Here is a 23,063-nt window from a genome sequence, read left to right as displayed (position 1 = left end):
GCGGACAACCGGCAGCCCTCAGCGGGCCGGCGGCAGATTGCGGAGCAGGAAATCCAGGGTGTTTCGTCCCATCACGAGCGCCACATCGGCGGCCGGCATCCCCGCCTCGAGCAATCCCGCCGTGATCAGCACGACACCACGCGTGTCGAACGGTGCACGGATGGCACCGTCGAAGTCCGAGCCCAGTGCCACATGCTGCACCCCCATCACCGACACCGCGTGCTGGATCGCTTTCACGATGTTGGCCACCGTGGGTTCACACACCGCGCCGTCCCAGTAGCCGATCCCGATCAGGCCACCGTTCGCGGCGATCGCGCGCAACTGGTCGTCGGTGAGATTTCGCGGACCGGCGCAGGTGGCCGCCACACCGGTATGGGACACCACCACCGGGCGCGTGGCCATCGCCAGGGTTTCGGTGATCGTCTGCGGCGAGGAGTGGGCCAGATCGACGATGATGCCCAGCGCCTCCATGCGCTGGATGACCTGGCGGCCGAGCGGGGTGAGCCCGCCATGCGTGACCCCGTGCGCACTGCCCGCGACTTCGTTGTCGAAGAAGTGCACGAGTCCCATCATGCGATAACCGGCGCCGTACAACACGTCCACGCTCTCGAGCTTGCCGTCGAGTGCGTGCAGTCCCTCGATGGCCAGCAGCGCGCCCACCTGCGCCGGATCGCCACGCCGGCGTTCGGCAAACGCCGCCAATGAATCGCGCGAGGTGATGACGGTGAGCGCCCCCCGCGAACGCAGCGCGGCATCGTGCAACCGGTCGGCCTGATACAGCGCACGCGCGCGAAGACTGGTGCGTGTCTCGGCGGGCCAGCGCTGGGCCAGCGCCAGCAGTGCGATGTTGTCCGTCTCGCCGGTGTTGTGATCGTAGTTCATGCCACGCGGCGTCTTCGTCACGGCGCTGAAGACCTGCAACGCGACATGCCCTTCCTGCAGACGCGGCACATCGACATGGCCACGCGACACCCGCACGAGCGGATCGCGCCCCCAGAGCAGTTCGTCGGCGTGCATGTCGGCCACGAACAACGTGCGGTGCAGCGCCGCGGCTTCCGGCGGAACCGCTGGAATCGTGGTGCTCACCACGCTGTTCATCCGGCTGTCCACCACCCGCGGCACCACGGTGTGAAAGATCACCAGCGCCGCGGCGAGCAGCACCACCACGCCGATCCCGACCCGCACCCAGGTGCGGCCTCTGGTCGGGTTTGCGGTTGCGTTCGCAGCGGTCATCAGCGAAGTCCTCGCGGCATCTCCTTGCCGGTCATCTCACGGGAATTGGACGGCGCACTCTGCACGATCTGCTCGCGGAGATCCCCGCACCGGTCGATGGCATCGCTCGACGCCGGATCGATGGTGTCCGGCAACGCGACCCGATCCACGCGCATCGTGTCGTTCGACGTCCGGGCCTGCGCATAGAACTCCGCGCACCACGCCCGCACCACGTCGATGCGGGCCAATCGCTCCACACCCGCATCGGCGGCCTTGCCGAACAACCGCCAGGCCACCACCGCGACCACGAGCGCCACCACGAGGGTGAGCAACGCGGCCACCGGCGGTTTTTCCGGACCCGCACCGCCGCTCGCACCCCCGCTCGCACCCCCACTCGCACCACCTCTCGCACCATCGGCGTTCATTCCAGCGTCCTCAGGAACTTTGGCGTCTGCCGCGCCTTGGTCTGCTGTTCGAAGGCGAATCCGTAACCCAGCAACCGGGCCTCGCTCCACGCGAGTCCGATGAAGCTGATGCCGAGTGGGAGTCCGTGCACATACCCCATGGGCACCGTGAGCGAGGGATATCCGGCCACCGCAGCCACCGACGAATTGCCGCCGCTGTATTTGTCGCCGTTCACATGGTCGGTCACCCACGACGGAGCGTTCGACGGCGCCACCAGGGCATCGAGTCGATGTTCACGGAACACGGCGTCGAGTCCGAGATCCCTCGCCTGCCGGCGGCACACCTCCAGCGCACTGCGATAGGCCGCATCGGTGATCGGCCCCTTGGCCTCGGCCTGCTCGAAAATCTCCTGCGCGAACCAGGGCATCTCGCGGGCACTGTTCTCGCGATTGTACGCGATCAGATCGGCCAGCGTGTGGTACGGTACCGTCGCGCCACGCGCCGCGAGATACCGGTTGAGTCCATCCTTGAACTCGTACAGCAGGACGGTGAATTCGGCATCGTCGTACTTGCCCACGCTGGGCACGTTCGCGGGATCCACCAGCACGGCACCCGCCGCACGCAACGCGTCGAGGGCGGTGTTGAACGCCGCGTCGGCGGCGGCATTGAAGCCGGCGAGATTGCGCGCCACGCCGATGCGGGCGCCCTGCAGCGCGGTGGGTGTGAGACCGGCGCTGTAGTCGGGAAGCGTGGCTGGTGCCCCGCTGGTGGCGGCATCCCGCTCGTCACGACCGGCAATCACCTGCAACAGCGCGGCCGCATCGGCGACGGTGCGAGTCATCGGACCCGCGGTATCCTGCGTGACCGAGATGGGGATGATGCCGGTGCGACTCACGAGACCAACGGTGGGCTTGAGTCCCACCAGTCCGCAGATCGAACTCGGGCAGATGATCGACCCATCGGTTTCGGTGCCGATGCCCACGGTCGCAAGGTTGGCGGCGATGGCCGAACCGGTGCCCGAACTCGACCCGCACGGATTGCGATCGAGCACATAGGGATGACGCGTCTGTCCGCCACGTCCACTCCAGCCGCTCGACGAATGCGAGGAACGGAAGTTGGCCCACTCGCTGAGATTCGTCTTGCCGATGAGCACCGCGCCGGCCTCACGCAGTCGTGCCACCACATGCGCATCCTGCGCGGCCGGTGTGCCCACCAGCGCCAGCGATCCGGCGGTGGTCTGCATCCGGTCGCCGGTATCCAGATTGTCCTTCACCAGCACCGGAATGCCGTGCAAGGGTCCCCGCACCTTTCCCGCCTTGCGCTCGGCATCACGTTCGGCGGCAATGGAGAGCGCATCGGGATTGGTTTCCAGCACGGCGCGCAGTGTGGGGCCGGCGGCATCGATGGCCGCAATGCGTGCGAGATACGCTTCGGTGAGGGCTTTCGATGTGAGCGTGCCCCGCTGCATCTGTTCCTGCAACGAAGCGATCGTGGCTTCGTCGAAGGCGAATACCGTCGATGCGGCATCGCCGCCTGCCGCACGACGTGACGTGTCGGAGCCCGTCGTCTCATCGGGCGACGGGTCACCGACACAACTCACACCCGCCATGGCAGCCAGCGTCGTCACACCGGCCGCCGTCATGAAACGGCGTCGATCGATGATACGGGGATCGCCGGCCTCGCTTTGAGGCACACTCCCGGACATGACGGGGGACTCCGGTCGTTCAGATCGCTCAGATCGCATCGAGTGCCTGCGCGAGATCGCGCACCAGATCGTTCACGTCTTCCAGTCCGACGCTGAGTCGGATGAATCCTTCACCCACGGCGTCACCACCCCAGCGCGCCCGACGTTCGGCACTGGTATGCAACCCGCCAAAACTCGTGGCCTCGTACACCAGGCGGGAGGTCGCAAAAAACTTCGTCGCCGCGGCGGCATCGGGGAGTTCGAAACTGATCACCCCACCGAAGTGCGACATCTGTCCGGCGGCAATCGCGTGCGAACGGTCACCCGGCAATCCCGGATAGCGGACGTTCCGCACCGTCGGGCCCGAGGCCGCGCGTTCGGTGAGAAACTCCGCGACGATCTGCGCGGTACGACACTGCTGCATCAACCGCACATGCAACGTGCCCAGCGAGCGATGCGCGAGCCACACTTCCATCGGTCCCGGAATCACTCCCATGCGGGTGCGCCAGGTGCGCAACGCCTCGGCATGTGCGGCATCGCGAACGGCGGCGTGCCCGAGCAGCACATCGGCGTGCCCCGTCATCGCCTTGGTATCGGACACCACACACACGTCCGCCCCCAACGCGAGCGGCTGCTGGAGCAGCGGTGTGGCCGTGGTGTTGTCCACCACCACCAGCGCGCCGCGCGCATGGGCATGCGCCGCGATCGCCGCGATATCGCACACGTCGAGTTGCGGATTGGTGGGCGATTCCAGCCACACCATCGCCAGGGGCGCGTTCGCGGCCTCGATGGCCTGCACGATACCGTCACCATGTGTGGGGGCGAGGATCACGGTGATCCCCTGCGCGGCACACCATGCCCCGGCAAACTCCTGCGTGGCGAGCACCCGCGTGGTGTAATAACACTCCGCCGCCATCACCATGGTCGATCCGGGCGGGACCATCGTCGCCAGGACCGCCGCCGTGGCCGCCATGCCACTCGGGAACAGCACACAGGGACCGCCTTCGAGCGACGCCAGCGCGGTTTCGTACGCCTTCCACGTGGGATTGTCGAAACGCGCGTACGTGTAGGGCGACAACGCGGGATCGCCGGGCGCATGGTACGGCGCGGCGAACACCGGTCCGGGCAGGTATGGTGTGCCGGGCGTGGCGTCCGGAAGACCGGCCCGCACGACGTGTGTGGCCTTGTGCCAGTCAGTCATCCCGTCGGCCATCCGGTCAGCCATCGCGCGCGGGGTAGCGGCTCTCGTCGAGCGGTTCGGCTTCTTCGATCAGCATCACCGGCACGCCGTCTTCCACGCGATACACGAGGCGACTCTCGCGGCACACCAGCACCTCGGGAGGACCGGCATGATACTCCAACGGAGCCTTGCTCTTGGGACAGACGAGAATCTCGAGCAACTGCGGAGAGAGAGTCATGGGGTGGACAATTGCGGTGAAGACGCGGAGGACGGCCGGTGATGACGGGGAGCCGCGTCGCTGAACGCGAGATGCGGTCCACCGAGCAGCTCGATGCAGTAGGGAACGGCCGGCCAGATGGCCCGCAGACACTCTTCGATGGCCGCGGGCTTGCCGGGAAGATTGATGATGAGCGACTTCCCGCGCGAGCCGGCAAGCTGTCGCGAGAGAATGGCAGTGGGCACCGATTGCAGCGACACGGCGCGCATCTGTTCGCCGAACCCGGGCAGAATACGATCGCAGACGGCCATGGTCGCCTCCGGCGTGACATCCCGCGGAGCCGGCCCCGTGCCGCCGGTGGTGACGATCAGCGGACAACCGACTTCATCGGCCAGTTCACGCAGCGCGGCTTCGATGGCGGGCTGTTCATCGGGTACGAGGCGGTACTCATCCTGCCATGGCGTCGTCAGCCAGCGCGCATACACCTCGCGAATGGCGGGGCCCGACTTGTCGTCGTACACACCGCGGCTGGCGCGGTCGGAGATCGTGACGATGCCGAGGGTGATCATCTCCGTAAGTTACCATGAAGTTGCCATACCGGATTCTTCCGGGGATATCCGAGACTGGTGGAATCATCCTGCCGGCATGCCCCATTCATGCCCATTCACCCTGTCGGTACCACGCCCGCGGGGCACCTTCCCACCCGCACCGTCAACGGCCAGCAGACGTGCACGGTGGGCGACGCGGGCCAGGCGTGTTGCAAGGCCTCCGTGCAGGCGATCAGAGGGTCCTCGCCCTGCGCTGCCCGGTACCGCGTGATGGCAGACCAGGTGCCGAGGTAACCCAGCAACTGGGGCAGCGTCCAGTGCGCCTCCATCCGGTGTTCGCCGATGGCGAAACGCTCGAACGGAAAGGGCAGATCGGCATACCGCGTGTCCACATGCCGCCGCTCGGGCGGCCACCAGTCGCGCATGGCAGTGTCGAGCGCATTCACCGCGGTCGCCACGCCGGGATGCGCCGGTGTCTCCATCAGCGCGTACGTCCATTCGGCGATCACGCCACGGGGCATCAGCACCCGTCGCGCTTCCTCGTGGAACGCGTCCACGTCGAACCAGTGCAGTGCCTGTGCCACCGTCACCAGCGAGACACTGCCGGTGGGCAGGCCACTGGCCTGGGCAGGGGCGACGTGGTAGCGCACCCGCGGATGCGCCGTGGCCGCGGCAATCTGCGCGGCGCTCACATCGGTGGCATGCACCATGTCGAAGTACTGCGCGAGCGCCACGCTGGCCTGCCCTGATCCACACCCACAGTCCCAGGCCAACGTGCGTTCCGGTGCACAGCCCGCCAGCGCCGCAAACAACGATATCGGATACTGCGGACGGTATGCGGCATAGTCGACCGACACCGTCGAGAAGTGATCACTGCCCACCGGTGGGAGCGCAGGTGGTGGCGCCCGGTGCATCGGGTGTGCCGTACGACGCCGTCACGAGTTGCGCGGGCTGTCCGCCACGGGCCGGTGTGAAGACGAACATCGTCGCATAACTGGCGTCGCAGATATCGGACAACTTCGGCCCGCCCAGCGCCGTGACGATGCCGGGCACCGTGTTGCTGTGGCCCACCACCAGCACCACACCCGTGGCTTTCATCACGGCCTCGGCCACGGCCTTCACATGCGCGCCCGCGACGGGAACCACCACCGGCGTCAGACCCGTGCGGCGGGTCACCTCGCCGGCGGTTTCCTGCGTGCGTTTGTACGGCGTCACCACGATGGCGTTGGGAGTGGTGTGCGCCAGCGCTTCATTCAACGCCCTGGCGCGCGCCATCCCCGCTTCGCTCAGCGATGGATCACTGCCCGGCACCGCCTGCTTCTCGCCATGCCGCACGAGAATGACCAGCGACGGCTGCGCCTGCATCACCGCCGGTGCACTCAGCGCGGCGACCAGCGCCGTCATCACCAGCAGCACGCGACGCGGCCCCGCGATGGCCGGACGTCCGCCGTTCGCGCCGATCCGTCCCACGATCATCAGCATGATCTCTCGCATGCTCCCCCGCATGATGGACCTCACACCCTCGACAGGATTGAAAACAGCAACCTGTCCGCAATCTACGCGCGCGCGTGGCGTTCGCGATCGAGCAGGGCGCGTTTGCGTTCCAGTCCCCACCGATATCCACCCAGCGACCCATCACCACGCAGCGCCCGATGACAGGGGACGAGCACCGCAATGCGATTGGCGCCACACGCCGATCCCACGGCTCTGACGGCCCGGGGATGTCCGATGCCGGCGGCCAGTTCGGTGTAACTCACCACCTCACCCGGCTTCACGTGCAGCAGGAAGCGCCAGACTTTGATCTGGAACGCCGTCCCCCGGAGATCCAGCGGCAACTCGGGGCGCGGGCCGTCCCGCGTGATGTGCGCATCGAGGGCCAGCATCCAGGCATCGAGCGGTTCACGGGCCGCGTCTTCTGCCGCTTCCAGCGTGGCGTTCGGGAACTCGTCGGCGAGACGCGCGATGAGCGTGGACGTGTCATCTCCGAATTCCACGAGGCAGACGCCACGTGCGGTCGCGGCCATCAGCAGATGCCCGAACGCGGTCTCACGCACCGCATAGGTGATGACCTCACCCGCGCCGCCGCTGCGATACGCCGACGGGGTCATCCCCAGACCACCCGTCACCTGTTCGTACACCCGGCTCGTGCTGCCGTAACCCGCCCCGAACGTGGCGTCGAGTACCGCGTCACCTTCACGCAGACGCCGCTTGAACTGCTCGAGGCGCTGCGCCGACTGATAGGCTTTGGGGCTCACGCCAAGCACCTGCGTGAACGATCGCTGCAGATGGGACGGGCTCATCGCGGCCTCGCGAGCCAGGCGCGTCAGTGGCAATGCTTCATCCGCATGCGCGTCGATGTACTCGGCGAGGCGCCGCATCCGCGTGACGATCTCCGCCGATGGCGCGGCGGGTTGGCGCGTGGCATCCGCCGGTGAGCGACGGGGCGGACGTGAGGTCGGGCGCGACGGGGAACGTGGAGTCATGAGGGGAGGCCTCCCGGAAATGTGTGGCAGGTGATGCCCGAATGAAATGCGCACCACGCCGGCCCCGCGCTCCGATTCTTGCGCAATACCCACATCGGTGACAGATCAGGAGATGCACCCATTTTCTGCCGTCACGCGGTCCGGCCTCGCGATCTGCGCCACGCTTCTGCTCGCGCCCCTTCTCCCCCTTCCCGGAACCGTGGCTTCGCTGCGGGCCCAGTCCAGCGTCGCCCCACCCGCCCGCTTCGCCGACCCGGAGCGTCTGGCGCGTATCCAGCGCACGGTGCCCCGGATCGACAGCCTCATGCGGGCGTTCATGGACCGCAATCGTGTGCCCGGCATCGCGTATGGCATCGTCGTCGATGGACAGCTGCTGCACGTCGCGGCCATGGGACTGCGTGAAGTCCCCAGCCGTTCACCCGTGGACACCAGTTCGGTGTTCCGCATCGCGTCGATGACCAAGAGCTTCACGGCGCTGGCCATCCTGCAACTCCGCGATGCCGGCAAGCTGTCGCTCGACGACCCCGCCGAGAAATACGTACCCGAGTTGCGCACCCTGAAATACCCCACCAGCGATGCGCCGCGCATCACCGTGCGTCATCTGCTCTCCCACTCGGCGGGGTTTCCGGAGGACAACCCGTGGGGCGATCAGCAGCTCGATCGCACCGACGCCGAGCTGTCGCAGATGATCCGTCAGGGCATCCCGTTTTCGAATGTGCCCGGTGTGGCCTACGAGTACTCCAACTACGGGTTCGCGATTCTGGGTCGCATCGTCGTCAATGTCTCGGGGCAGCCCTATGCCACATACATCCGCGACAGGGTCCTGCGCCCACTCGGCATGACGTCCACCACGATGCAATCGCGTGACGTGCCGGCCACACGACTGGCGCACGGATACCGATTGCAGGACGGTCAGTGGCTCGAAGAGCCGCCGCTGCCCGATGGCGCGTTCGGCTCCATGGGCGGCATGCTCACGTCGAGCGCCGATCTCAGTCGCTGGGTGGGATTGATGCTGAGCGCCTGGCCGCCGCGCGATGGTGCGGAGTCTCCCGTGCTCAAGCGGTCATCGCTGCGCGAGATGCAGCAGGTCTGGCGCTTCGGCGGCGGCAACGCGGCCTTCAATGCGCAGAGCAACACGCTCAGCATGACCAGTGGCGGTTATGGCTACGGCCTGCGCATCTCGCAGAGCTGTCTCTTCAATCACATCGTCGCGCACTCCGGCGGATTGCCGGGATTCGGTTCACAGATGCGCTGGCTCCCCGAGCAGGGCGTGGGCATCGTCGCGCTGGGCAATCTCACATATACGGGATGGGGTCCGCCCATCGATCAGGCGATCGAACTGCTGGCGGCGGCCGGGGGTCTCACGCCTCGCGCGGTGCAGCCGGCCCCCGTTCTCGCCGACATGCAGGCCAAGGCCACACGTCTCGTGCAGCGCTGGGAACAGCCACTCGCCGACAGTGTGGCGGCGATGAATCTCTTCCGCGATGAATCGGCGCCCCGTCGTGCCGCGGCCATCGAGCGGGTGGTCAATGCCGCAGGCGGTGACTGCCGCCCTGAGGGCACGATGTGGGCCGAGAATGCGCTGCGGGGCGTGTGGAAGCTGCGCTGCGCCCGTGGCGCGGTTCAGGTGGGCATCACACTGGCTCCAACGGAACCGGCGCGCATCCAGCAGTTCACCGTGATCGGCATTCCGGCCGATCGGCAGGTGGGACCACCGCCCGTGTGTCGTCAGTAACGTCGCGACCGCGGCGTATGGCCTGAAGCTCGCGTCCCTGACGGAGTCGTCGATGCAACCGCCCACGAGATCGTGGACGAGATCGTGGACGGAATCGTCAGGGCCGCGAGACGGGTTCGGTTTCGAAGCGTTCCGCGAATCCGGCAATCAACGGCCGCGCTTTCGCGATGGTGGCCTGGACGGCCGGGAGTTGCAGTGAAGCCCGGTGATATTCCTGCGTCTCCCACACTTCGGTGATCCAGATGCCGTTGGGGTCGGCGGGATCGCGGGCGACCACATAACTCACGCACCCGGGCATGGCGTCGGTGCCTTCGAGCAGCAGCGCGATGAGGGCGTCTCGCTGCCCGTCGGCGGCGAGCATCCTGCCGATCAGTCCATACATCAGGTGTGGCTCCTCGGGAATGGTGATGAATGACCGCATGCGGCGGGAATGCGACGATTCAGTCGACCAGCAGCATATCACGACGCGGTGGTACCCAGGGCGGCACCCAGGCATGGGTGAGTGTGCAGTCGAGTGGACTCCCGCGCAACGTCATGCTGGCAAAACCACCGCCAACGCCGTAGCGCGCATCGGACATCTGCAGGGTGCCATCGGGTGTGACGGTCCATACGGGCGTGCGCATGAAACGCAGCGCGCCCATGACTTCACAGCGTTCGTTCGCGAGCCCCGTGAACTCCGATCGCGCCTTCACCCACGTGCGGTTCCATCGCACCGATGTGCTGGAATCGAACGGGACCACCGGTGACGATTCGGACAGCGCCTGCAGCGCATCGGCCTGCAATCGTGCACTGGGATACGCCTGCTGGCAGTCGGACACCGTGCGCACCCGCGGGTACGGCGCGATCACCCCGGTGCTCAGCCGATAGGACAGACCATCGGTGGACACGGCCATCGCCGACCAGCAGGTCGGATCGCCCACCGCGGGCGTGAGCACGACATCGGCAAGCGCTCCCGGTGTCGTACGATCCACCGCCTTCGCCACAAGGGCTTCCGCGGCATGGGAGGCCACGAAGAACAGCATCGTCACCATGAGCCATGCGCCGATACCGCTGGCCGTGCGCGCGGCATTCGACAATCCGCGCTGCACGAACAACCAGACCACGGCACAGATGCTGAGTGTCATGGCCACCGCACGGGCCACTTCACCGAGGCGCCAGGCGGCGGCCAGAATGACGAGCAGTAGCAGCGTCAGGATGACCCGTCCCGCTGTGGCCCGTGGTCGCCAGAGAAGCGCCGGAATCGCCACCACCCACAACCAGGGTTCGACGATGAACACGGCATCACCGTAGTACCAGCGATCATCGAACGGCCAGAAAGGGTGTACGCCGTAGCTGTTCGTGAAATCGAGCGCCAGATGGGAGAGTGCGCCCACCAGAGCCAGCCCCAGCAGCGCCCGGGAGCCATGCGCCGTGAACCAGCGGCGGTCATGGTCGACCGCGCCGCGTGTGAACCACCAGCGTCCGCCGGCCCACAGCAGCAGCGCCCCGATGACCGTCCAGACGATGGTGTGGGTGTGCCCCCGGTGGTGCAGCAGGTAGCCGAGTGGCCCCATGCGCAGGATCGACCCGGCGTAGAACACATCGAGATCGGGCAGTTCCGCCGCCGCGATTCCCACCACCACGGCGGCACGCCGGAATCTGTCTGGAACGGTGGTACCGCTGCGTGCCGCCACCAGCGAAGTGGTGGCGTCGGCCATGAGCATGCCGGCCAGGGCGTGGGTGACGTTGTCCAAAAGTGTGACGGGTCCGGAGGAAATCCGAGAGGAAATGCGGAAGGCCGGCCGTATGATGGGTGGGAGAGTGCTCCGTGTACAGGAAAAGAGCCCAACAAGCACGAGAGCCCGGCGCCGTATCCGGCACCGGGCTCTCGTCTATTCACTCAATCCAACAAACCGACTCAGCGGATGGCCGCATGCAGTGGGTGCACGGTAACCAGTGACGCGACAATGACGACAAGCAGCGCGATCGACATGGTGAGCACCCGCTGACGCCAGCGCCGACGGGCATTGCGCTTCGCCAACTGCACCGGCGAAGCGAAAAGGCGCGTCGTCGCCATCTCGCGTGTGGATGTCGGCAAGGGCCGCATCATGGGCCGCATCACCGGATACTCGGTCGAACGCATTGAAGAACGGGTTTTGAACGACATGATTGCACTCTTTCTCTCGATCTATGACTGATCTATGACTGCAGGACTTCAGGATGACTCCCGAGCGGAGATCTCCGCGCCTTCCCTACGCACTCCGGCGCATCAGGTTTCTCCGCTCGTGCATTTCTTCTACTTCATGAGCCGGCCGGCCGTCACAACCGGACCTCGCGGTCGTTCCGGAATATCCGATGCCGTCACTGGCGGGGGTCGTTCACCACACCGGCAAACAGGATGGTGCCACTCAACCGCTCGCGGATGAAGAACACGAACGGGCGCGTGAACGCGTAGACCGGCGGCATGGAGACCACCGTCGCCCCCACCACCGTCACCGCCGCGGCGCGCGACCCCCGTTCATCCACCTCCAGCGCCACCCCGTGCCGGACGAACTCCAACTGCGCTCCCTCGCCGCCTATCAGGCGGGGAAACTCCGCAGTAGGAGTGAAGGCGCGTGGCATGCCCATGGCTTCCAGCATGGGCTTGAGCTCGAGCGTCCCCCGCACGGTGAACCGGGGCAGGATCACGTCACTCCGATTGTCGGCCGCACGCAGCCCCCGCAGGATCGACCCGTACTCCGCCGTGTCCAGGCGCGCCGCGTACTGGCTCGCCGGCTCGTTCTGTGGGGCGATCAGCACCATGCTGTAAGCCCCATTGCCGTACAACAGCTCCACCGCCGACACCTTCCCGTTGCCGAAGGCCAGGAAGTTTCCCGTCCGCTGCATCATCGGATGGGAGAACGCCGCACCCGACGTGGGAGTGAAGGTACGGGGCGTGGTCTTTGCCGGATCGAACCGGTCACGCCAGGTGCCGGAGAACAGCACCGCGTTCACCAGCAGCATGGCCAGATTCGGGGGCGGAGCATCTTCGAGCACCCTGGGCACCATCCCATCGGTCTGCCGTTTCCCCCACGCGTTGACCGAGTCGTACATGCTCCGTGGCGTGGGCAGCGAATGTACCGGCGCGCCAAAATACGTCTGGGCATCCCGCGCGAAACCGGTATCGGCTCGCATCGGGCTCAGGACCCACACCCCGTTGGCGATCCGGATGGTGGTCGAGTTGTCCAGACTGGGCAGTAGCGCCGCGAGATCACGATAGGCGGTGTTGATTTCCGTACGGCTCCGACTCCCCCACCCCAGGGTCTGCTGCATTTCCGCCAGCGTCGTGTTGGCCGCGCCATTCATCGTCAGTCCGAGCGCGAACGAAACGCTGATGGGAGACAGCAGCACGTTCTTTGCGCTGCCCGAGTCTCCGGAGATCCGCGTCACTGTGCTGCGCAGCAGCGAGAGTGCGAAGCCGTTGTTCGCCTGGACGCCTTCCAACTCCACGGCCGACAGGGTCCGTGGTAACGCGGTCAGGGAATCGACACGCGTATTGGAATCACCGGGGCCGGTGCCTTCGCCGCATGCCGTCAGGAGCAACGTGCCCACGACGGCGACACCCAGGGACAATCTCGACATGGCGGGATCCTGTTGAGGTGGGAATGTCCTTCCCCTTCCTTACCTCACCTGTCCCGCGGCCGTCACGTGCCGGAGCCCGCGCCAGACCACCTGACGGCACATTCGACGGCCGTCATTGTGACATCACGCACGTTTGTGCCCACGAAATCCGATCCGCCGATTCACCGCCCGTCGTTCTTCCAGCGTCATCGAGGACCACCGCCGGATATCGTCCAGCGTCCGGCCACAGCCATAACACCGGTCGTCGAGATCCAGCCGGCACACCTTGATGCACGGCGACTCCACCGGCCACTCCTCCATCGCATCGATGGGCGAATTCACGGGCTCTGCCATACCGGGAATCTATCATCACGGATCGGTACGTCTCTCCTGTACACCCACCGCGAATCGACTATGATCCCGCAATCGATGGTGCCGGGAATGTGACACCCGACCATTTCTGCTTTTGCCTGCGAGGAACGTGGCATGCCGTGGAGTCCCCAGAGCCAGTCGTGGAAGAGCAATCGCGCCATTCTTCTCGTACACGGCATCGGCAACGCGGCACCCGGGGACTACCAGGAGCTATTGACGCGGGTGCGGACGGCATTGGGCCCCGCCGCCGACTCCACCGTCATCTATCAGCTCTGGTACGACCAGATCAACGACTGGGTCAAGAACAAACTCGACGTCGGGACGCTGCTGCAACAGGCGGTCACGACGCTCTCCGATTCCATACAGGACGACGAGATCGGCGAGACGCTGGCCGAAGTCATCGGCGATGTCCTCTGGCCGGTGCTGATCGCCGAAGCGCGTGCGGCCGTGCGCGATGCCTTTCTCGCGCAGATCAAACGCATGCTGCTCGACGCCGAGGACTCCGGTGTCGACCCCCTCGAGCGGCGCCTCTCCATCGTCTGCCACTCCCTCGGCTGCTTCCACACCTACGAAGCGCTGCACCACGCCGCCGTGATGGGCACCCATGCGCTGCGCCCCGGTTCGGAGGGAGTCGTCTTCGAGAACGTCATCTTCATGGCGTCACCGGTGCAGCTCATTCGCACCGTGGCCGATCGCATGGGCGCGCTCGTACCCAACCGGCGCTGGCTCTACTCGGTGAAAGGCGACGCGTTGACCATTCCCGGCGAACCGCTCATGCTCGGCGGTTTCACCCCCTCCGTGAAACGATGGATCTCCATCACGGGATCCCTCGATCCGGTGGGCGGCTATTTCTTCCGACACAAGGCGGACTGGGGATACATGAACGTGGACGGGCAGTTCGCCGCCGTGATCGACGATCAGGAATTGCTGCACATCGACTCACCGGCGGCGTTGCTCGCCACGTTCCGCGCCGCGCGTCAACCCGATGCGCCACCGCTGTTCGGACTCGACAATCCCCATAGCTGGGAAGGTTACGTGGAGCGTCACGCGGCCCGGCTGCGGGAGTGGCTGGCATGACCCGCGCCACACGAAGCGTGGTGAGCGGCGGAACAAGAGGCGCCGTGAGAAGCCTCGTCTTCTGCGCCATCATCGGGTTGATGACAATTGCACCGCGCGCCTCGCTGGGAGGACAACCCGCTCCCAACGCGGACAGTCTGCGGGCGCGCTTTGCCCGTCAGACGATCGACTCGCTCGTGCGGGCCATGCGCGCGGCCGACTCGCTGCTCGATGCCCGCACGAGCGCGCCGCCGCTGCACGCCAAACTGCAGGATGTCCTCTCCCGACTCACGCGCCCGGACATCGGTGCCCGGCCGCTGCCCGATCTCGTCGCCGAGCGCGCGCGATTTTCCGACGTGGCACGGCGCCGTGTGCTGGCGCTCACCCCCGTCGAGGCCGCAGCCATCGACACGCTCGCCGCGCTCGCGGAACAGTCCATACGCCGGCCGCTGGCCGAAGCGGCGGGTGCGCCGCGCGCCCGTGAGCTCTTCGTGCCCGTCGACGCCTTCAACTCGGCGCGGCGCCGGCAGTCGCTGAGTGAAAGCCTCGAGCGACTGCGTCGGTTCGAGCGCAAGTATGGGCCCGATGCGCCCACCCGCAATCTCGCGGAGGTCGGCATCAACTATGCCGCGCAGTGGCTGCCGTTCTTCGGCCCGCAGTCCGATGAATCGCCGTCCCGTTTCGAATTGTCCGCGGCGTATGTCCCGACCTGGATCAGTCTCCCGCGCAAAGGCATTCGCAGCGACGCGATCAGCGTGGCCGAAGCGGGGCTGCGCATCTACATCTGGAAGCCGGGATGGGGCGGCCGGGAAGGTGGCATTCTGCGCCCCGGACACATCACCGTGGGAGCGTTGGCCGCCGGCGCGAAGGATGGGGCGCTGGAATCCCCGTTCCACGGGGTTTCGAGATTCGGCGGCTATGTCGCCTGGGGCAACGCCAAGATCGGAGTGATCGGTGGGAGACACTCCCGTGTGCTGATCACCCGGAAGGTTCAGCTCCTGCCTTGGACCTTCTGAGACCTCCCTGAACCGCCAGAGATCGCATACCGGGCAACCCCGCACCCTGGTCCGCCCCGGGTTGGCAAACGGCGGCAGCCGATCCGTCTCCCGTGGCGAGCTCGAGTGGAGGCCGACATACTCCACAGGAATGCGATTTTCCCGGCTCCTGTTCCTCGCGCTGCTCGCGCTCTCCGCCTGTCAGGACAAGACCCCCCAGCATCGACTGGAAGGTCTGTCCTGGGGAATTCCCGTGGCGCTGTCCACCGGCGGCGGCCGGGACTGCGATCACTTCGTTTTTGCGGATACCACGACAGTGACGGCGGCCGACTGCGGCAGCACCACGCGGCGGGACGATGCGGCCGCCACCAGCCGCCTGACGGCGCTGGCCGTCGACCTCGGCCCGGAACTTCCTCAGAATGCCAACACCGCCCCGGCAAACCTGGAAGTCGTGCACACCCGCGGGCTGATCGACCTCTGGTACGGCGTGAGCAACGACACCGTGTTGGCGCGAGCGGTGTCCACACTCCAGGAGGCTTCGCGCGACCCACGCGCTGGTTCCGACATCTGGTCTGATATATCTGCTGCGTTGTTGCTGCGCTACAGGCGTCATGGTGATGGCATGGATCTGCTGACAGCACTGGATGCCGCCGAACATGCCCTGGTGATCGAACCGACCTCTGCGGCAGCGGCATGGAACAGTGCGCTCGCGTCGACCTGGATCGGCTTGCGTCGCACGCAGGAATCGGCCTGGGCGCGGTACGAGAAGGTGAGCGGACGCCCGCGCCCCACGATCGATCTGGGCGACGACGACATCATGCGCAGCCCCGGTCACAACGCCCGGCGGGCTCGATGGCTCGATTTCACCCGGGAGTACGTCTGGCGCACGGTGGCGCCGGCATGGGGCCGCGCCTGGCTGGCCGACGACGCCGAAGGCACGGCCAAGGCACTCGCGGAGCTGGACACGATCGTTCGTGCCAGCCACGACCCCGACCGGCACCATTCTCCCCGCGCCGTGCAGCAGGTCGTACTGACCACCGTGGACACCACGGCCCGCCGTGAACTCGCCGAAGGGTTCGTGGCGTATGGCGAGTACTGGGCGCACTTCTATCTGTCGGAGTTCACGCAGGCGGACTCCGCGCTGGCGCGGATGAAACGCCAGCACGCGTTCATGAAAGCGTTCCCGGCATGGACGTGGTATCTCGGGCCGCTGCTGCTGACACAACGCAGCGCACCCGAGGAGGCGCGGAAGGTGCTGGCCACGCAGGGTCCCCGATACGCCACGGATGAATACCCGTGGGTGAAACGTCGGGTGGCCTGGCTCGACGCACTCGTGAAGCTGGTCACGCGTGAGCAGGCGCAGGCGCGCGAGCTGTTCATCACGCTCGAGCAGGAATGCCTGGCCGCCGATGACGAAGAGTGTGCCGTGGCGGTGCCGGCCATGCGGGTGGGTGCGGAGAATCAGATGGGAAATCTCCACGCCGCGGCGCTCAGCGGGTTGCGGGCAGCCCGTCGTGCCGCTCGTCAACCGATCGTCATACGAAGCTGGGGCGCGTTCGGACAGTTGCAGCGGGGTGTCGAGCTCAATCGCCTATCATATGCGGCCGCGGCCATGACCGAGGAAACCGAATTCCTCGCTGCGCGGACACTGCGTCCGAGTACCCGCCTCGACAACGCCTACCGTCGGGCGCAGGAAGCCATTTCACGCACAGAGTACGCATTGCCCTCGGCGCGTAAGAGGGCCATTGCTCTCGCGCAAAGCGCGGTGGAACATGCGGCGCGGGTAGCCGCCGAAAGTCCGCCCAGCATTCGTGCCGCCTCAACGGATTTTGCCCAGGAGCTTTCCGCTCAGATGGAGCTCTTGCAGAGCAAACCGGACATGCAGGCGGTCCTGTCGTATCTGGATTCTGCGTTACGCGTAGCGCAGCAGAAACCCAATGCCAATCGCCTGCTTTCTCTCCGGCAACTGCGGGGACGGGCCCGACTGCGCGCGGGAGACACCACGGCCGCCCAACTGGAACTCGACAGCGTGCTGACCGCCTATCGCGCGCGTGGCACACGTGACGCCACGGTGTTTGCCGAGTCGCGGCTGGTGGCGATGATGAGCAACGCACGGGAACAGTTGGTCCGATCTCTGCTCCATCAGCAACGGGCCAATGCGGCACTTGCCGTAGCCAGTGGATTGTCGCTGGTCGATTCGCTGGGCTACACCAGGTCGCCATCATCACCGGCCGCATCTTCGTGGCTGGCCGTGCGACAGATCGGGGACTCGGTGCTGTTGTTCACCAGGCCTCCGGAGTCGCCGGGCACGGTCCGGATCGATCTGTCGCCAATCACGACCCGGACACTGCAGTCATTGGTCACCCGCACCGACGACGAGGCGCTGTCGGTCATGTACGACGCCCTGATCGCGCCGTGGCAACGGAGATTGTCGGCTCTCCCGAAGCACGATGCGGCTCCCCGCCTCGTGCTAGATGTCCAGGGCATCGCCACGCGTGTTCCCTGGCCCGCGCTGCATGCGAAGCAGCAAGGCGTGGCATCACTCCCGGCATCACTCCGCTATCTCGTCGACGATTACGAAATCGTTCTTACCCCATCCCGTCGGATCGCGACCATCCAACTGACGGAACGTACGGTCCATCCATCACGCACACTGATCATCGACGCCGCACCACGCCTGGGAGCTTCGCGCCTGCCAGGCGCTATACAGGAAGTGGCGACACTACGCACCATCTGGGGAGCGTATGCGCGCGTCGTGTCGACGGCCACTGCGGAGCATGCCGACTTGCAACAGGCCATGCAGTCGGCCGACATCGTGCACTTTGCCGGACATGCGATCATCGACAATGAGATTCCGGAACAATCGGCGCTGCGTATTCCCACCACCACGGGGGATTCATTGTTCCGGGCGAGCGCGCTGAGCACGTATCGCCTGCCCGATGTGCAACTCATGATCCTCGCCGCCTGCGACACCCGTGTGGGTCGTGTTACGCCTTTGAGTGGATTGGAGTCCTTGGCGGGTGTGTTGCATCGCGCCGGAGTTCACAATGTCATCGCGGCCGGCTGGCCGATCGATGACGATGCCACGGTCGTCCTCATGCAGAAGCTGCACGAGGCCCTGCGCTCCGGCGTATCCCCCGTATCGGCATTGCGGCAGGCCCAGCTTGCCCTGCGCCATGATCCGGACCCGACACGCAACACACCATCCGTGTGGGCTGCGTTTCAGATACTGAGCCGAGGAGAGCAATAGCATGAGTGTCATGACCGTGTTCCATCAGGGACTTGGAGTCTGGGTCGATCGTGGATCGTGGTGGGAGTTGATGTTCCCTGTCGCGGAACACGCCAAGTCTCCGGATGGACAGTGGATCGCACCGCACGATCCATCGTTGTACATCGACGGTGCATATACGGAAGATGGAAAGCCGGTGTACTGGGATCTGCGCAACTGGAAGCTGGATCTGCGCAAGGCGACCCGCCCCCAGCCCAAGGCCACCGTGGCGCAGCCATTTCTCGTGGGGCTGCGTGCGGAAGAGGGCGCCCCCGTGACACGCAAGGACCCCTTCGTGGAATGCCCGGATGCCGTCAATGGTCTCGTGCAGCTCACGGCCGGCATGCTGACGCCCGGCGCATTTCCGCTGGTGGGACCCGCCGCCTGCGGTGACGACTTGGATCTACTGCTGACCTATCGGGAAGCGTGGAGCGCGCCGCTCACGGGTGAGGTGGTCAGCATTTCGCGCACCCTGCGTGACGGCAGTGAGCAGGAGTCCATCACCCTGCGTGGTGATGCCGCAAAGAACGGCGCGATCACGCTGGTGATCCAGGTCTTGTCCCTGGCCGATCGCATGGGGCAGCGTCCAACGGAAAGCCGGTCGGACGACGACTTTGCCGCCAACTACCTGCTCACGCAGCGCGCCGATTCTCCCCTGCCACGACCGGTGCCGCACTACATGACGCGCACAATCCCTCATCACACGATTCGAGGGGATGACGTGCAAACGGTGGGCGAATTCGAAGACAAGTTGTGCGCCGGCGCCTTCGTGGGCGGCCCCTGACGCCACTCAGCGTCCCAGACGCACCAGCAGGGAATCGAGCGTTGCGACCGTAACGGCACTCGGCGCGGGGGCATTGATGGCCCCTGCGTCGTGCAGCCGGGTCAGCAGCCGCGCCACTTCGGTATCGTTGGCCGAATCCCGCGTCAGCAAGGTGGTCAGGCGATCGGAAGCGATGTCCACCCGGGCGTGCGACAACGCCAGCATGACGCCGGCATCGAAGGCGTCGCCATCCACCAGCGCCCGCAGATTCTGCAACACCTCGAACAATGCCGGTGCATCCTTCGCCGTGTCCAGGGCGCCCAGCAATGGGCTGCTCCCGGGGAGCTGGCGCAGCAGCGCGTGCATGTCCTCGCGATACAGAGCGAGACGTTCCCCGTCTCTTCCCTGTGAAGCCTGCAGGGCGGCCGCCGACAGCGCCCCCAGCCGTACCGACAACGCCTGCGTAGGCAGCACCTGCTGCGCCGCACGGACACGGGTCCAGCGGGTGATCGCCGGGCTGACATCGGCAACACCCGAGGGGTTGGCCATGAATGACGGATCGACCAGGGCAAGCGCCAGGACCGGCGATTTTGCGGCCGACATCTGTATGTGGGTCCAATAGGACAGGCCCACCACGCCGATCATCGCGGCCGCCGCCGCTACGGTCCAGCGCCATCGCCTCACGCGCGGGGCGAACCCGTGCAGAGGCTGCGGCGCTTCGACCTCCCACGCCATCATCAGGACATCACGCCACTGAGGATCGTCCGCCAGCCGGGCCAGCAAAGCCCGGCGCCGGTCCTCCGGCAATGTTCCGTCGATCAATGCTGCCACCTCTTCCGCGTCAGACAGCATTCGGGTATCGGCCCGCTTGTTCACCGCTGCTCCTTGCATGTTCTGTCATGTTCCCAATGCCTTCCACACTTTCTGACGGACCGCAGAAACATGTTTCTCACCGCCGTTTCAGAAAATTTCACCGAAAAAATCATCGGCATCACCGATTCACCCGCGAGAGCCAATCCGTCGTGTCCTCCGCCCTGATTCCACCCGCTTCCAATCGTTGCCGCAGGAACCGCATGGCGCGTTCCAGTCGACGATACAGGGGCTTCTGCTCCAGGTGCAGGACACGCGCAATGTGCGCAAGCGTGTGACCATCGAGATACCGCATGGTCACGAGGAGACGATCTTCCTCGTCCAATGCAGCGAGAGCCTCCTTGAGGGCCAGACCGGCAATTTCAAATGCCGAAACGCTCTCTTTCGCGGACAGAACAGCATCGGCATTGTCCTGATCGCCGGCCGGTACGCTGTGCGCATCCTCCTCGGTCACCAGCTTCGGGCGCATCGGCGGCCGGCGGGGAAGCTGGTGCAACAGCGCACGCAGCTCGCTCGCGTTGTATCCGTGACCACCTTCGGTCATCAGTTTCGCGACGGCCTCATCCACTGAGCATCCGCGATCGACCAGGCGCTCCAGATGCACGGCAACCGGGCCCAGCCGCAACGCCGCCGCCGTTGGACGCCAGCGACCATCCCGCGCCACGATCAGATCCTGCAGCCACCGGCCGATGACCACCCGCAGATACGTGGTCATCAGGGCTTCTCCCCGATGCTGCTCCAGTGGGGCGTATTGCGTCTCCACGAACCGGGCCCGCACCAGGGCCACAAAATCGTCGATCTCCGCATCGGACAACTGGCGATGACGCGCCAACGCCCCGGCGATCCGGTCGATCGTCGGCAACAGTTCCAGGAACTGTCTCTCGGTGGCGGTAAGCTGACTCATGGTTATGGCGCGCGTCCGGCCAATGTACCCGAGGGGCCGGGAAAACGGAGCCACCCGTCCGTCTCATCAAAGACGGGAGAGCGTCGCGGATGCAATCCGCGCCTGTCGCACCATTGATGCAATGATTGATTGTTTCTTTCCCTCGAGGGTCGTTGTGCGTGGTTCACGACTCCCGCCGTCGCCTCTTCCAGTTCCGAATGTACAACGGGCGATGCTTCCCTCAGGAAGCATCGCCCGTTTTTCCTGCCTGTCGCGATGACGCCGCGCTTACATCGCCAGCGCGCGGAGATCCTGCAGCGACTTCTTGAGCATGTCGACCTTGGCGCCATCGCAGCTGCGCGCGCCTTCCGCATCACTCACCGCCTTGGCCAGCGCATCGTTGCGCGCCGCGCCGTTGGCCTTCTCCGCCGCCGCGATCTGCGTCCGCAGCGCACTCACCGTGCCCGCCGCGCAGCCCTTGCGCTCGAGCTGATCGGTGAACGCCTTCGCCAGCGCGAAGCTGGGCGGCCACACGATCTTCGGCTGCCCCTGCGCGTTCAGATAGTCCCACTTCACCGTCTTCGCGGCATCGATCTCGTTCTGCGAGATGTGCTCGCTCGGCACCAGCTCCACCACGTCCATGCCACGCGCGATCTCGGAGCTCACGATGCTGCCGTTGTACCAGTACACCGACCACGAGCCACCCGACACCAGACGCGTGCTGTCCACCGGACCGCGGTCGAACGACGCGATTTCCTTCGGCGCCTTGCCATCCGTCCAGTCGAACACCGAGATGCCGCCCTGATACCACGCCTGCACCATCACGTCGCGGCCCGGGATCGGGATCAGCGAGCCGTTGTGCGCCACGCAGTTTTCGTTCGACGTCTGGTAGGTGGGAATCTTGTAGTAGCTCTGGAACACCATCTTGCGGTTCACGATGTTGAAAATCGCGTCGGCACCCCACTCGTGCTTGTCACCCGCGCGGCACTTCGGTGCACTGCCACCGCCCCACTCGTCGGAGAAGAGAATCTTCGTGCCGTCGTTGTTGAACGTGGCGGAGTGCCAGTAGGCGAAGTTGGAGTCGGCCACGGCGTCGAGACGCACCGGCGCGACCGGGTTGCTGATGTCGAGCAGCAGGCCATGTCCTTCACACGCGCCGCCGGCCAGACCGAGCGACGGATACACCGTGATGTCGTGGCACTGCGAGCGCTCGCTGATCGCGCCATTGCTGGCGTTGGGACCCGCGGCATTCGCGAACATGCGGTTGAGCGCGTTCTGCACGAGCGGACGGGCCGCGGCCGAGTCGGCGGCGTTGGGCGTGGACGCCCCACGCACCTTGGCCAGGCTGTCGAGCAGCGGACGCACGATCTGCGGCGGTACGACCTGATCGAGCCCCGACTGCGGGTTCTTCGCGACGAAGCCACCACGCGCGCGCGCGTCGGCGAGCTGCTTGGCCGCCGCTTCCTTGTCGGCGTCGGAGAGACCGTGACGCGGGTTGTCCGAGAGACCGGCGAAGATGTTCGCCCGGCCCACCACGGCCGCCTTGCTCGGATCGGCCAACGGCACCTTGATGATCTCGATGCGCAGGCGCGACGAGTTCGGATCGTTGCTCGCCGCATCACCCGCGCAGCCGGCCAGCTCGTCCGCGGAGCGGATGCCCGACGAACCGGACACGTAGATGTAGACGTTCTGCTTGTCCTTCGGGTCCTCGAGCACCGTGTGCGTGTGCGAGCCGCGGCACGTCTGCACATTGGCCACCAGCTTCGGCTCCCGGATGTTCGAGATGTCGAAGATGCGCACGCCGCGCATGCGC

Annotated in this window: 22 protein-coding genes; 5 read left to right on the top strand and 17 right to left on the bottom strand. The window is 65.9% G+C overall.

Annotation, left to right across the window (positions count from 1 at the left end; all coding sequences use genetic code 11):
• Positions 1-18 precede the first annotated feature (18 nt).
• From WG208_RS13520 to WG208_RS13480, 9 genes are all read right to left on the bottom strand, one after another.
• On the bottom strand, positions 19-1,233 hold the full coding sequence (locus WG208_RS13520; protein WP_337171901.1) for a dipeptidase: 1,215 nt from the start codon (positions 1,231-1,233) through the stop codon (positions 19-21).
• Positions 1,233-1,637, bottom strand: coding sequence for a hypothetical protein (locus WG208_RS13515; protein ID WP_337171900.1), 405 nt, complete (start codon positions 1,635-1,637; stop codon positions 1,233-1,235). Before WG208_RS13515 ends, WG208_RS13520 begins: the two co-directional genes overlap by 1 nt.
• Entirely contained in the window at positions 1,634-3,322 is a 1,689-nt protein-coding gene (locus tag WG208_RS13510) for an amidase (protein ID WP_337171899.1), read from the bottom strand. Before WG208_RS13510 ends, WG208_RS13515 begins: the two co-directional genes overlap by 4 nt.
• Positions 3,323-3,350: 28 nt before the next feature.
• A complete protein-coding gene (locus tag WG208_RS13505) occupies positions 3,351-4,502 on the bottom strand; it encodes a cystathionine gamma-lyase (RefSeq protein ID WP_337171898.1) in 1,152 nt (383 codons plus the stop codon).
• A 16-nt stretch (positions 4,503-4,518) separates the two neighbouring features.
• Positions 4,519-4,719, bottom strand: coding sequence for a Trm112 family protein (locus tag WG208_RS13500; RefSeq protein WP_337171897.1), 201 nt, complete (start codon positions 4,717-4,719; stop codon positions 4,519-4,521).
• Entirely contained in the window at positions 4,716-5,267 is a 552-nt protein-coding gene (mog, locus tag WG208_RS13495) for a molybdopterin adenylyltransferase (RefSeq protein ID WP_337171896.1), read from the bottom strand. The genes WG208_RS13500 and mog overlap by 4 nt, the downstream gene beginning before the upstream one ends.
• Before the next feature lie 95 nt (positions 5,268-5,362).
• A complete protein-coding gene (locus tag WG208_RS13490; protein WP_337171895.1) occupies positions 5,363-6,127 on the bottom strand; it encodes a class I SAM-dependent methyltransferase in 765 nt (254 codons plus the stop codon).
• Positions 6,117-6,740 (bottom strand): histidine phosphatase family protein, encoded by a 624-nt coding sequence (locus WG208_RS13485; protein ID WP_337171894.1) that lies wholly within the window; start codon positions 6,738-6,740, stop codon positions 6,117-6,119. Before WG208_RS13485 ends, WG208_RS13490 begins: the two co-directional genes overlap by 11 nt.
• Positions 6,741-6,802: 62 nt before the next feature.
• Positions 6,803-7,729: a methylated-DNA--[protein]-cysteine S-methyltransferase gene (locus WG208_RS13480; protein WP_337171893.1), complete on the bottom strand. Its 927-nt coding sequence runs from the start codon at positions 7,727-7,729 to the stop codon at positions 6,803-6,805.
• 112 nt (positions 7,730-7,841) lie between these two features.
• Between WG208_RS13480 and WG208_RS13475 the strand changes: the two genes are divergently transcribed.
• Entirely contained in the window at positions 7,842-9,464 is a 1,623-nt protein-coding gene (locus WG208_RS13475) for a serine hydrolase domain-containing protein (protein ID WP_337171892.1), read from the top strand.
• 97 nt (positions 9,465-9,561) lie between these two features.
• Here the strand turns inward: WG208_RS13475 and WG208_RS13470 are convergent, their stop codons facing one another.
• From WG208_RS13470 to WG208_RS13450, 5 genes are all read right to left on the bottom strand, one after another.
• Positions 9,562-9,885 carry a putative quinol monooxygenase gene (locus WG208_RS13470; RefSeq protein ID WP_337171891.1) on the bottom strand — a complete coding sequence of 108 codons (324 nt, stop codon included), beginning with the start codon at positions 9,883-9,885 and terminating at the stop codon, positions 9,562-9,564.
• Between the two features lie 19 nt (positions 9,886-9,904).
• Positions 9,905-11,197 carry a metal-dependent hydrolase gene (locus WG208_RS13465; RefSeq protein WP_337171890.1) on the bottom strand — a complete coding sequence of 431 codons (1,293 nt, stop codon included), beginning with the start codon at positions 11,195-11,197 and terminating at the stop codon, positions 9,905-9,907.
• Between the two features lie 164 nt (positions 11,198-11,361).
• On the bottom strand, positions 11,362-11,520 hold the full coding sequence (locus WG208_RS13460; RefSeq protein ID WP_337171889.1) for a hypothetical protein: 159 nt from the start codon (positions 11,518-11,520) through the stop codon (positions 11,362-11,364).
• Between the two features lie 284 nt (positions 11,521-11,804).
• The gene (locus tag WG208_RS13455) at positions 11,805-13,064 is read right to left on the bottom strand and encodes a serpin family protein (protein ID WP_337171888.1); all 1,260 of its coding nucleotides are present in this window, start codon (positions 13,062-13,064) and stop codon (positions 11,805-11,807) included.
• Positions 13,065-13,187: 123 nt separating this feature from the next.
• A complete protein-coding gene (locus WG208_RS13450; protein WP_337171887.1) occupies positions 13,188-13,397 on the bottom strand; it encodes a DUF1289 domain-containing protein in 210 nt (69 codons plus the stop codon).
• 132 nt (positions 13,398-13,529) lie between these two features.
• On the opposite strand from WG208_RS13450, the gene WG208_RS13445 reads away from it, so the two are divergent.
• The 4 genes from WG208_RS13445 (at position 13,530) to WG208_RS13430 (ending at position 19,518) form a co-directional block, all read left to right on the top strand.
• Positions 13,530-14,492: a hypothetical protein gene (locus tag WG208_RS13445; protein WP_337171886.1), complete on the top strand. Its 963-nt coding sequence runs from the start codon at positions 13,530-13,532 to the stop codon at positions 14,490-14,492.
• A gap of 80 nt (positions 14,493-14,572) precedes the next feature.
• A complete protein-coding gene (locus WG208_RS13440; protein ID WP_337171885.1) occupies positions 14,573-15,487 on the top strand; it encodes a hypothetical protein in 915 nt (304 codons plus the stop codon).
• Between the two features lie 130 nt (positions 15,488-15,617).
• Entirely contained in the window at positions 15,618-18,716 is a 3,099-nt protein-coding gene (locus WG208_RS13435) for a CHAT domain-containing protein (protein ID WP_337171884.1), read from the top strand.
• A gap of 1 nt (position 18,717) precedes the next feature.
• Positions 18,718-19,518, top strand: coding sequence for a hypothetical protein (locus tag WG208_RS13430; protein ID WP_337171883.1), 801 nt, complete (start codon positions 18,718-18,720; stop codon positions 19,516-19,518).
• 6 nt (positions 19,519-19,524) lie between these two features.
• Here the strand turns inward: WG208_RS13430 and WG208_RS13425 are convergent, their stop codons facing one another.
• From WG208_RS13425 to WG208_RS13415, 3 genes are all read right to left on the bottom strand, one after another.
• The gene (locus WG208_RS13425; protein WP_337171882.1) at positions 19,525-20,349 is read right to left on the bottom strand and encodes a hypothetical protein; all 825 of its coding nucleotides are present in this window, start codon (positions 20,347-20,349) and stop codon (positions 19,525-19,527) included.
• 139 nt (positions 20,350-20,488) lie between these two features.
• Positions 20,489-21,271 (bottom strand): sigma factor-like helix-turn-helix DNA-binding protein, encoded by a 783-nt coding sequence (locus WG208_RS13420; protein WP_337171881.1) that lies wholly within the window; start codon positions 21,269-21,271, stop codon positions 20,489-20,491.
• A gap of 267 nt (positions 21,272-21,538) precedes the next feature.
• A partial coding sequence (locus WG208_RS13415) for a hypothetical protein (protein WP_337171880.1) occupies positions 21,539-23,063 on the bottom strand: 1,525 nt, incomplete at its 5' end.

This window comes from Gemmatimonas aurantiaca, from assembly GCF_037190085.1.
In the GTDB taxonomy this organism is placed as follows: domain Bacteria; phylum Gemmatimonadota; class Gemmatimonadetes; order Gemmatimonadales; family Gemmatimonadaceae; genus Gemmatimonas; species Gemmatimonas aurantiaca_A.
The sequence above is the reverse complement of the archived record's forward strand: the minus strand, read 5'-3'. Positions and strand labels throughout refer to the sequence as shown.